General features: G+C 69.6%; 10 protein-coding genes. 8 read left to right on the forward strand and 2 right to left on the reverse strand.

The window, feature by feature from the left end; genetic code table 11:
• Positions 1-69: 69 nt before the first annotated feature.
• From rpsO to HYE82_RS06875, 5 genes are all read left to right on the forward strand, one after another.
• Positions 70-357, forward strand: a complete 288-nt coding sequence (gene rpsO / locus HYE82_RS06855; RefSeq protein ID WP_179173034.1) for a 30S ribosomal protein S15 — start codon at positions 70-72, stop codon at positions 355-357.
• Between the two features lie 317 nt (positions 358-674).
• Positions 675-2,894, forward strand: a complete 2,220-nt coding sequence (locus HYE82_RS06860) for a polyribonucleotide nucleotidyltransferase (RefSeq protein ID WP_179173045.1) — start codon at positions 675-677, stop codon at positions 2,892-2,894.
• On the forward strand, positions 2,891-4,270 hold the full coding sequence (locus tag HYE82_RS06865) for a pitrilysin family protein (protein WP_179173035.1): 1,380 nt from the start codon (positions 2,891-2,893) through the stop codon (positions 4,268-4,270). The genes HYE82_RS06860 and HYE82_RS06865 overlap by 4 nt, the downstream gene beginning before the upstream one ends.
• A 113-nt stretch (positions 4,271-4,383) precedes the next feature.
• Positions 4,384-5,139 carry a 4-hydroxy-tetrahydrodipicolinate reductase gene (dapB, locus tag HYE82_RS06870; RefSeq protein ID WP_179173036.1) on the forward strand — a complete coding sequence of 252 codons (756 nt, stop codon included), beginning with the start codon at positions 4,384-4,386 and terminating at the stop codon, positions 5,137-5,139.
• A gap of 19 nt (positions 5,140-5,158) precedes the next feature.
• On the forward strand, positions 5,159-5,611 hold the full coding sequence (locus tag HYE82_RS06875) for a hypothetical protein (protein ID WP_179173037.1): 453 nt from the start codon (positions 5,159-5,161) through the stop codon (positions 5,609-5,611).
• A 34-nt stretch (positions 5,612-5,645) separates the two neighbouring features.
• On the opposite strand, the gene HYE82_RS06880 is transcribed toward HYE82_RS06875, so the two are convergent.
• Positions 5,646-6,209 (reverse strand): PH domain-containing protein, encoded by a 564-nt coding sequence (locus HYE82_RS06880; RefSeq protein ID WP_179173038.1) that lies wholly within the window; start codon positions 6,207-6,209, stop codon positions 5,646-5,648.
• A 47-nt stretch (positions 6,210-6,256) separates the two neighbouring features.
• On the reverse strand, positions 6,257-6,520 hold the full coding sequence (locus HYE82_RS06885) for a hypothetical protein (protein ID WP_179173039.1): 264 nt from the start codon (positions 6,518-6,520) through the stop codon (positions 6,257-6,259).
• Positions 6,521-6,761: 241 nt separating this feature from the next.
• Here HYE82_RS06885 and thyX point away from each other — a divergent pair, with 241 nt between their 5' ends.
• From thyX to HYE82_RS06900, 3 genes are all read left to right on the forward strand, one after another.
• Entirely contained in the window at positions 6,762-7,502 is a 741-nt protein-coding gene (thyX, locus tag HYE82_RS06890) for an FAD-dependent thymidylate synthase (RefSeq protein ID WP_179173040.1), read from the forward strand.
• A 255-nt stretch (positions 7,503-7,757) separates the two neighbouring features.
• Complete coding sequence (gene dapA, locus HYE82_RS06895; protein ID WP_179173041.1) at positions 7,758-8,657, forward strand: 4-hydroxy-tetrahydrodipicolinate synthase; 900 nt, start codon at positions 7,758-7,760, stop codon at positions 8,655-8,657.
• Between the two features lie 123 nt (positions 8,658-8,780).
• On the forward strand, positions 8,781-10,466 hold the full coding sequence (locus HYE82_RS06900; RefSeq protein WP_179173042.1) for a ribonuclease J: 1,686 nt from the start codon (positions 8,781-8,783) through the stop codon (positions 10,464-10,466).
• The last annotated feature ends 469 nt before the right edge of the window (positions 10,467-10,935 follow it).

Consider the following 10,935-nt stretch of genomic DNA (forward strand, 5'->3'; position numbering starts at 1 on the left):
GAGTCACAGAAGCCCCAGAGACGACGACCTGGGGCGCTCGGTGGCCACGAATCACCCAAAGGAGTAAACGTGTCGCTCGACGCCGCCACGAAGAAGCAGATCATGGCCGAGTTCGGTACCAAGGAGGGCGACACCGGCTCCCCCGAGGTCCAGGTCGCGATGCTTTCCCGCCGCATCTCGGACCTGACCGAGCACCTGAAGGCCCACAAGCACGACCACCACTCCCGCCGGGGCCTGCTGATCCTCGTCGGCCAGCGCCGCCGCCTGCTGCAGTACCTGGCCAAGAAGGACATCCAGCGCTTCCGTACGCTGGTCGACCGCCTCGGCATCCGCCGCGGTGCGGCCGGCGCCAAGTAAGACGCTGAGAAGGGAGCGGTTCCCACGATGAGGGGACCGCTCCCTTTGCCATACGTGCCGTGCGCCCGCTCTGCGTGCGGGACGTACCGGACGCTTTGTAGTCTGGACGCACGTGCGCGTCGCACTGCGGTGCACAACTGAAGGGGGAGGAGCGCCCTCCTACGCCGCCGGTCCTCGGTAGTGGTACCCGGAAATGCCCCACGGGCGCCGAACCGGGTACTTCGATCGAAGACCGGCCCGCACGCAAGGAGCGCTTCTCCAGCCGTCCGCCGCCACACGGGCCGCGGACGGAGACGACGAAAATGGAGAAAACGCTAGTGGAGAACGAGACCCACTACGCCGAGGCCGTCATTGACAACGGTTCCTTCGGCACCCGCACGATCCGCTTCGAGACGGGCCGTCTGGCCCGCCAGGCCGCCGGCTCCGCCGTCGCCTACCTGGACGACGACACGATGGTGCTGTCCGCCACCACCGCGTCGAAGAAGCCCAAGGACCAGCTCGACTTCTTCCCCCTGACGGTCGACGTCGAGGAGCGGCAGTACGCGGCCGGCAAGATCCCCGGCTCCTTCTTCCGCCGCGAGGGCCGCCCCTCCGAGGACGCGATCCTCACCTGCCGCCTGATCGACCGCCCGCTGCGCCCGTCCTTCAAGAAGGGCCTGCGCAACGAGATCCAGGTCGTCGCCACCATCATGGCGCTGAACCCGGACCACCTGTACGACGTCATCGCGATCAACGCCGCGTCCGCGTCCACCCAGCTCGCCGGCCTGCCCTTCTCCGGCCCGATCGGCGGCGTCCGCGTCGCGCTGATCAAGGGCCAGTGGGTCGCCTTCCCGACGCACTCCGAGCTCGAGGACGCCGTCTTCGACATGGTCGTCGCGGGCCGCACCCTGGAGGACGGCGACGTCGCGATCATGATGGTCGAGGCCGAGGCCACCGAGCAGACCATCACCCTCGTCAAGGGCGGCGCCGAGGCGCCGACCGAGGAGGTCGTGGCCGCCGGTCTCGAGGCCGCGAAGCCGTTCATCAAGGTCCTGTGCAAGGCCCAGTCGGACCTCGCCGCCAAGGCCGCCAAGCCCGAGGGCGAGTTCCCGATCTTCCTCGACTACGAGGACGACGTCTTCGCCGCCCTGGAGCAGGCCGTCCGCGGCGAGCTGGCCCAGGCCCTGACCATCGCCGGCAAGCAGGAGCGCGAGGTCGAGCTCGACCGCGTCAAGGAGCTCGCCGCCGAGAAGCTCCTCCCGGCCTTCGAGGGCCGCGAGAAGGAGATCTCCGCCGCCTACCGCAGCCTGACCAAGGCCCTGGTGCGCGAGCGCGTCATCAAGGACAAGGTCCGCATCGACGGCCGCGGTGTCACCGACATCCGCACCCTGGCCGCCGAGGTCGAGGCGATCCCGCGGGTCCACGGATCCGCGCTGTTCGAGCGTGGCGAGACCCAGATCCTGGGCGTCACCACCCTCAACATGCTCCGCATGGAGCAGCAGCTGGACACCCTCTCCCCGGTGACCCGCAAGCGCTACATGCACAACTACAACTTCCCGCCGTACTCCACCGGCGAGACCGGCCGCGTCGGCTCCCCCAAGCGCCGCGAGATCGGCCACGGCGCCCTCGCCGAGCGCGCCCTCATCCCGGTTCTGCCGAGCCGCGAGGAGTTCCCGTACGCGATCCGCCAGGTGTCCGAGGCCCTCGGTTCCAACGGCTCGACGTCCATGGGCTCCGTCTGCGCCTCCACCATGTCGCTGCTGAACGCCGGTGTGCCGCTCAAGGCCCCCGTCGCCGGTATCGCCATGGGCCTGATCTCCCAGGAGATCGACGGCAAGACCCACTACGTCGCCCTCACCGACATCCTCGGTGCGGAGGACGCCTTCGGCGACATGGACTTCAAGGTCGCCGGCACCAAGGAGTTCGTGACCGCCCTCCAGCTCGACACCAAGCTGGACGGCATCCCGGCCTCCGTCCTGGCCGCGGCCCTCAAGCAGGCCCGCGACGCCCGCCTCCACATCCTCGACGTGATGATGGAAGCGATCGACACGCCGGACGAGATGTCCCCGAACGCCCCGCGGATCATCACCGTCAAGATCCCCGTGGACAAGATCGGCGAGGTCATCGGCCCCAAGGGCAAGATGATCAACCAGATCCAGGAGGACACCGGCGCCGAGATCACGATCGAGGACGACGGCACCATCTACATCGGTGCCGCCGACGGCCCGGCCGCCGAGGCCGCCCGCACCACGATCAACTCGATCGCCAACCCGACCATGCCGGAGGTCGGCGAGCGCTACCTGGGCACGGTCGTCAAGACCACCACCTTTGGTGCCTTCGTCTCCCTGCTCCCGGGCAAGGACGGCCTGCTGCACATCTCGCAGATCCGCAAGCTCGCCGGCGGCAAGCGCGTGGAGAACGTCGAGGACGTGCTCGCGGTCGGCGCCAAGGTCCAGGTCGAGATCGCCGAGATCGACCAGCGCGGCAAGCTCTCCCTGATCCCCGTGATCGAGGGCGAGGACGCCGCCGACGCCGACAAGGACGACTCCGACAAGTGACGTCGCGTAGTTCCCGTGTGACGGCCCGCCCCTCTTCGGAGGAGCGGGCCGTCGCCCGTACCCAAACCCTCCTCAAGGGCGAGAACGGCATCGGCACCGTCCGGCGCACCGTCCTCCCCGGCGGCCTGCGCATCGTCACCGAGACGCTGCCCTCCGTACGCTCCGCCACCTTCGGCATCTGGGCGCACGTCGGCTCCCGGGACGAGACGCCCTCGCTCAACGGCGCCACGCACTACCTCGAGCACCTCCTCTTCAAGGGCACCGGCAAGCGCAGCGCCCTCGACATCTCCTCCGCGATCGACGCGGTCGGCGGCGAGATGAACGCCTTCACGGCCAAGGAGTACACCTGCTACTACGCACGGGTGCTCGACACCGACCTGCCGCTGGCGATCGACGTCGTCTGCGACATGCTCACCGGCTCGCTGATCCGCGAGGAGGACGTCGACGCCGAGCGCGGTGTCATCCTCGAGGAGATCGCGATGACCGAGGACGACCCCGGCGACTGCGTGCACGACCTGTTCGCGCACACCATGTTCGGCGACTCCCCGCTGGGCCGCCCCGTCCTCGGCACCGTCGACACGATCAACGGTCTGGGCGCCGACCGGATCCACCGCTTCTACCGGAAGCACTACGACCCCACCCACCTGGTCGTGGCCGCCGCCGGCAACGTCGACCACGCCAAGGTCGTACGCCAGGTCCGCGCCGCCTTCGAGAAGGCCGGCGCCCTCGGCCGCACCGACGCCCAGCCGATCGGCCCGCGCGGCGGCACCAAGCGGATCCGCACCTCCGGCCGCGTCGACCTGGTCGGCCGCAAGACCGAACAGGCCCATGTCGTCCTCGGCATGCCGGGCCTCGCCCGCACCGACGACCGCCGCTGGGCCCTGGGCGTGCTGAACACCGCCCTCGGCGGCGGCATGTCCTCCCGGCTCTTCCAGGAGGTCCGGGAGAAGCGCGGCCTGGCCTACAGCGTGTACTCGTACACCTCCGGCTTCGCCGACACCGGCCTGTTCGGCGTGTACGCGGGCTGCCGCCCCAGCCAGGTCCACGACGTGCTGCGCATCTGCCGCGGCGAGCTGGAGAAGGTCGTCGCGGAGGGCCTCACGGACGAGGAGATCAAGCGGGCCATCGGCCAGCTGTCCGGCTCCACCGTCCTCGGCCTGGAGGACACAGGCGCGATCATGAACCGGATCGGCAAGAGCGAGCTGTGCTGGGGCGACCAGATGTCGGTCGACGACATGCTGGGCCGGATCGCCGCCGTGACCCCGGACGACGTCCGCTCGGTCGCCCAGGACGTCCTGGCCCAGCGGCCGTCGCTCGCGGTGATAGGTCCGCTGAAGGAGAAGCAGGCCGCCCGCCTCGACGAGGCGGTGGCCTGAGCCATGCGCGGCAGGGGAGACGGCCGGCCGCCCTTCGGGGACGGCCCGCCGCCGCTCCGCCCGCACCCCCGGCGGCCTGGCCGCCACGACCAGTGGAAGCGAAGGAAGTACGCATGAGCAGCAAGCTGCGGGTCGCGGTACTCGGTGCCCAGGGGCGCATCGGATCCGAAGCCGTCCGGGCCGTCGAGGCCGCCGAGGACATGGAGCTGGTCGCCGCGCTCACCCGCGGGGACAAGCTGGAGACGCTGGCCGAGACCGGCGCCCAGGTCGCCGTCGAGCTGACCACCCCCGCGTCCGTCATGGGCAACCTCGACTTCTGCATCCGCCACGGCATCCACGCCGTCGTCGGCACCACCGGCTGGACCGAGGACCGCCTCGGCCGGCTGCGGGGCTGGCTCGACCAGTCCCCCGAGACCGGTGTGCTCATCGCCCCGAACTTCTCCATCGGCGCCGTCCTCACCATGAAGTTCGCCGCCCAGGCCGCCCGCTACTTCGAGTCCGTCGAGGTCGTGGAGCTGCACCACCCGAACAAGGTGGACGCCCCCTCCGGCACGGCCACCCGCACCGCCCAGCTCATCGCGGCCGCCCGCGCCGAGGCAGGCTGCGCCCCGCAGCCCGACGCCACCGCCACCGCCCTGGACGGCGCCCGCGGTGCGGACGTCGACGGCGTCCCGGTGCACGCGATCCGCCTGCGCGGCCTGCTGGCCCACCAGGAGGTGCTGCTCGGAGGCGAGGGCGAGACCCTGACCATCCGTCACGACTCCCTGCACCACAGCAGCTTCATGCCGGGCATCCTGCTCGGCGTGCGGCGCGTGGTGCAGACCCCGGGCCTCACGTTCGGCCTGGAAAACTTCCTCGACCTCGGCTGACGATCAGGCAGTAACATCCATGCGCGCGAAGATCACCTACTTCCTCACGGCCGCCGTCCTGGTCGTCTACTTCGTCCTGGTCGGCAGTCGGGGCCTGCTGCTGATCAGGCAGGGCACCTGGCTGACGGTCGCCTTCGGGGCGGCCGTGCTGATCCTGCCGGTCATCGGCATCTGGTTCCTGTGGAAGAACACCCGGTTCGTCACCCGGGCCAACCAGCTCGCCGCCGAGCTGGAGGCCGAGGGCGGGCTGCCCGTCGACGAGCTGGAGCGGGACCAGTACGGCCGGATCCTGCGGGACTCCGCCGACGAGGTCTTCGCGCGACGCAAGGCCGAGACCGAGGACGCGCCGGGGGACTGGCGCAGCTGGTTCCGCCTGGCGGTCGCCTACCACGATGCCCGCGACACCCCGCGGGCGCGCAAGGCCATGCAGCGGGCCATCGCCCTGCACGACAGGAAGCCCGTACAGGTCTGATCCCCGTACGGGCTTCCCGTGCGCGCCGCGCGCCTCAGGCGGCGGCGTGCACCGTCCGGTACTCCTCGGCCCAGGCCTCGACCGTGTCGGCAGCCCGGTCGAAGGCCTCGGACCGGGACAGGAAGTCGGGGTTGTGGTCGGTCAACAGCGCCGGCAGCTCCACACCGTCCCGGCAGGCGGCCGTCAGGGCCTGGCCCTGCACCGTCCTCGGCAGCCCCAGCCAGCGCACGGGCTGCTGCACCGTGCGGATCTCCGTGATGTCGTTCCAGGCGACCGAGCGGGCGCCGAAGAACCCGACCCGTCGCAGCCCCGAGCGGCTCACCCACACACCCGTCATCAGCATCCGCACCGCCGTCCCGATGACGCTGAGCGCGGCCGCGAGGCACACGGCCGCGCCGGGCCAGGTGCCCGCGAAGGCGATGATCATCGTGGCGAGCAGCATGAACGCGGCGAGCAGGAGCAGCAGTGCGGAGCCGGCCACCCGCCAGGGCCCGGGCCGGTAGGGGCGGCGCCAGCGGTCGCGGTCGTCGTGGGCGAGGGGGACGTCTTCCTCTTGCGCGTCGAACGCGCCGTCGGCCGTCAGGAAGGGCAGGGGCACGGCTGGACCTCACTCACATGCACGTTCGGTTGGGCTTGTCCGTGAGGCTACCGCCCGTCGGAGGCCTGCGACTGCTGCGACGTGGCGGGCGCCGAGTGGGGCTGCAGTGCGGGCACGCCGAAGAGCAGGGAGCCGACGAGCCCCGCCACCACGGTCAGACCGACCAGAGTACGGGCGGTCAACTGTGCCTTGCCCAGGCGCTCGCGCGGCGGCGGGGCGACGTTGCTGCGGAAGCGGTCGGCCTCGGCGACGAAGGCGAAGGGGACGGGCTCGCGCCGGGAGGTGCCCAGCGGGAGCCGGGGCGGGGACATGGGACGGCGCTCCTCACGGTCGGGGCCCCGGTGCGGGGCGGCGGGCGAACACGGGGGTGCTACCCGTATGGACGTACGAACCGCCCGATTGGTGCCGGAATTCGGGACAACGGGGAAAGATTTTCACGCGGTCCGTCAGCCCCGGTGACGACCGGCTGCCGCGGGGGCACCTGCAAGGAGCGCCGTCACGGGCGCCGTAGAGTGGGCGCGCCCCCCTGTAGGTCGTCCGGAAGGATCCCCGGTGAGCGAGTCCGCCGCCCCCGCCCTGAAACCCATTTTCCGCAGTGATGTGACGGTGGAACTGGTCAAGCACACCGCCGCCGACTCGGACGTGCTGTGGGCCGCCCGGGTCTCGACGGCCGGTGAGATGTCGCTCGACGAGCTGCAGAAGGACCCGGAGCGCTCCAAGGGCCTCATCAACTACCTGATGCGTGACCGCCACGGCAGCCCCTTCGAGCACAACTCGATGACCTTCTTCATCAGCGCCCCGATCTTCGTGTTCCGTGAGTTCATGCGGCACCGGGTCGGCTGGTCGTACAACGAGGAGTCGGGCCGCTACCGGGAGCTCCAGCCGGTGTTCTACGTCCCGGACGCGGAGCGCAAGCTGGTCCAGGAGGGCCGTCCGGGCAAGTACGTCTTCGTCGAGGGCACCGAGGCCCAGCTGGAGCTCACCGGCCGGATCATGGAGGACTCGTACCGCCGGGCGTACGAGTCCTACCAGGAGATGCTGGCCGCGGGCGTGGCCCGCGAGGTGGCCCGCTCGGTCCTGCCCGTCGGCCTGTTCTCCTCGATGTACGCCACCTGCAACGCGCGCTCGCTGATGCACTTCCTGGGGCTGCGCACCCAGCACGAGCTGGCGCAGGTGCCGTCCTTCCCGCAGCGGGAGATCGAGATGGTGGGCGAGAAGATGGAGCAGCACTGGGCCAGGCTGATGCCGCTCACGTACGCCGCCTTCAACGCGAACGGCCGCATCGCCCCGTGAGGGGGCGGGCGACGCAAGGCCCGCCAAACACCCATTCGCCCGATCCGCACGGATGTGCTAAATCAAGTCCGAAGTGTCCGTATTGCGACGTTTCGTGAAGTTCATCTAGGCTGATCAAACGGACCCGGCACTGCTTGAACCCCCGAGCAGGCAGTGCCGGGCTCCAAGCACCTCCCGGCCGCCGCAGGAATGGCACACCTGCGAGACGTCCCCCGAGGGGTCACCGTGGGCGTGGCAGCGAGTAGCGTGTTACCCATGGCTCCGATCTCGACTCCGCAGACCCCCTTCGGGCGGGTCCTCACCGCCATGATCACGCCGTTCACGGCGGATGGCGCACTCGACCTCGACGGCGCGCAGCGGCTCGCCGCCCACCTGGTGGACGCAGGCAACGACGGCCTGATCGTCAACGGGACCACCGGCGAGTCCCCGACCACCACCGACGCGGAGAAAAGCGAGCTCGTACGAGCCGTCCTGGAGGCCGTCGGCGACCGCGCCCACGTCGTCGCCGGCATCGGCACCAACGACACCCGCCACACCCTGGAGCTCGCCCGCCAGGCGGAGCGTGCCGGCGCGCACGGCCTGCTGGCCGTGACCCCGTACTACAACAAGCCGCCGCAGGAGGGCCTCTACCGGCACTTCACGGCCGTCGCCGACGCCACCGAGCTTCCGGTGATGCTGTACGACATCCCCGGCCGCAGCGGCGTCCCGATCAACACCGAGACCCTGGTCCGCCTGGCCGAGCACCCGCGCATCGTGGCCAACAAGGACGCCAAGGGCGACCTCGGCCGCGCCAGCTGGGCCATCGCCCAGAGCGGCCTCGCCTGGTACTCCGGCGACGACATGCTGAACCTGCCGCTGCTGTCCGTCGGCGCCGTCGGCTTCGTCTCCGTCGTCGGCCACGTGGTCGCCCCCGAGCTGCGCGCCATGCTGGACGCCTACCTCGACGGCGACGTCCAGAAGGCCACCGAGATCCACCAGAAGCTGCTCCCGGTCTTCACCGGTATGTTCCGCACCCAGGGCGTGATCACCACGAAGGGCGCCCTGAACCTCCAGGGCCTGCCCGCGGGCCCGCTGCGGCTCCCGCTGGTCGAGCTGACCGCCGAGGAGACCGCCCAGCTCAAGATCGATCTTGCTGCCGGCGGGGTACAGCTCTGACAACGGACTTCACAACTGAATAGGCAAGACCCGAACCAGACACATGCAAGTGCACGAATGCACGACTGACATGCGCGCCACGTGCCGGACGAGGCACGTGGCGCGCATGGTGAGGAGAGACTTTTGAGCCATCCGCACCCTGAGCTCGGCCCCCCTCCGAAGCTTCCCAAGGGCGGCCTGCGGGTCACCCCGCTGGGCGGCCTGGGCGAGATCGGCCGCAACATGACCGTCTTCGAGTTCGACGGCCGGCTGCTGATCGTCGACTGCGGTGTGCTCTTCCCCGAGGAGGAGCAGCCGGGCATCGACCTGATCCTGCCGGACTTCACGTCGATCCGGGACCGGCTCGACGATGTCGAGGGCATCGTCCTCACGCACGGTCACGAGGACCACATCGGCGCCGTCCCCTACCTCCTCCGGGAGAAGCCGGACATCCCGCTGATCGGCTCGAAGCTGACGCTGGCCCTCATCGAGGCGAAGCTCCAGGAGCACCGCATCCGCCCCTACACCCTTGAGGTGAAGGAGGGCGACCGGGAGAACCTGGGCGTCTTCGACTGCGAGTTCATCGCGGTCAACCACTCCATCCCGGACGCGCTGGCGGTCGCCATCCGCACGCCCGCGGGCCTGGTCGTCGCCACCGGCGACTTCAAGATGGACCAGCTCCCGATGGACAACCGGCTCACGGACCTGCACGCGTTCGCCCGGCTGAGCGAGGAGGGCATCGACCTCCTCCTGTCGGACTCGACGAACGCCGAGGTCCCGGGCTTCGTCCCGCCGGAGCGCGACATCTCGAACGTGATCCGCGGCGTCTTCGCCGGCGCGCAGCGGCGGATCATCGTGGCCAGCTTCGCCAGCCACGTCCACCGCATCCAGCAGATCCTGGACGCGGCGCACGAGTACGGGCGCCGGGTGGCCTTCGTGGGCCGCTCGATGGTCCGGAACATGGGCATCGCCCGTGACCTGGGGTACCTGCGGGTCCCGCCGGGTCTCGTCGTGGACGTGAAGACCCTCGACGACCTGCCGGACGACGAGGTCGTGCTGGTCTGCACGGGCTCCCAGGGCGAGCCCATGGCGGCCCTGTCCCGCATGGCCAACCGGGACCACCAGATCCGGATCGTCCCCGGCGATACCGTGATCCTGGCCTCGTCGCTGATCCCGGGCAACGAGAACGCGGTCTACCGCGTGATCAACGGCCTGACCCGCTGGGGCGCCAACGTCGTGCACAAGGGCAACGCCAAGGTGCACGTCTCCGGCCACGCGTCCGCGGGCGAGCTGCTGTACTTCTACAACATCTGCAAGCCGCGGAACCTCATGCCGGTCCACGGCGAGTGGCGCCACCTGCGGGCGAACGCGGAGCTCGGCGCGATGACGGGTGTCCCGAAGGACCGCATCGTCATCGCCGAGGACGGCGTCGTCGTCGACCTGATCGACGGCAAGGCGCGGATCTCCGGCAAGGTCCAGGCCGGCTACGTGTACGTGGACGGCCTCTCGGTCGGCGACGTCACCGAGACCTCCCTCAAGGACCGCCGGATCCTCGGTGAGGAGGGCATCATCTCGGTCTTCGTCGTGGTGGACAGCACCACGGGCAAGGTCGTGAGCGGCCCGAACATCCAGGCCCGCGGCTCCGGCATCGAGGACTCCGCGTTCACGGGGGTCCTGCCGAAGATCGAGGAGGCCATCGCCCGGGCGGCCGCCGACGGTGTGGCGGAACCGCACCAGATCCAGCAGCTCATCCGCCGGACGATGGGCAAGTGGGTCTCCGACGGCTACCGCCGCCGGCCGATGATCCTCCCGGTCGTCGTGGAGGTCTGAGACCCGGCGTAGCCGTGTCACCGGAGCGGGGCAACCGGATTTGCATCGGGGGCCCCGCTCCAGTACGTTTACGGCTCCACCTCGTGACAAGCCCGGGCACACTCCTGTGCCCGGACTCCTCGTGCGAGCGGGTGGTAATCGGGACCCAGGAATACCTGATAAGGTCTGATCCGCCCGAAAGGGAAAGGCCCTCCAACGGCCATCCAATTCAAATCCGGACCGGAAACGGCACGGATAAAGAATCTGGTAAGGTTGGAATCGCCGGAAAGGGAAAACGCGAAAGCGAAGAACCTCGGAAAGCGAAGCGCGAAACACTCTGATAGAGTGGGAAACGCAAGAACGAAGCCCGGAGGAAAGCCCGAGAGGGTGAGTACGAAGGAAGCGTCCGTTCCTTGAGAACTCAACAGCGTGCCAAAAATCAACGCCAGAAGTTGATACCCCGTCCACTCCGGTGGATGAGGTTCCTTTG

The organism is Streptomyces sp. BR123 (assembly GCF_013401435.1).
Classification (GTDB): domain Bacteria; phylum Actinomycetota; class Actinomycetes; order Streptomycetales; family Streptomycetaceae; genus Streptomyces.

Excerpts from the sequence above, each read along its gene's own strand:
- dapB (WP_179173036.1), top strand. The coding sequence starts at position 4,384 with ATGAGCAGCAAGCTGCGGGTCGCGGTACTCGGTGCCCAGGGGCGCATC.
- dapA (WP_179173041.1), top strand. The coding sequence starts at position 7,758 with ATGGCTCCGATCTCGACTCCGCAGACCCCCTTCGGGCGGGTCCTCACC.
- HYE82_RS06885 (WP_179173039.1), bottom strand. The coding sequence starts at position 6,520 with ATGTCCCCGCCCCGGCTCCCGCTGGGCACCTCCCGGCGCGAGCCCGTC.
- HYE82_RS06875 (WP_179173037.1), top strand. The coding sequence starts at position 5,159 with ATGCGCGCGAAGATCACCTACTTCCTCACGGCCGCCGTCCTGGTCGTC.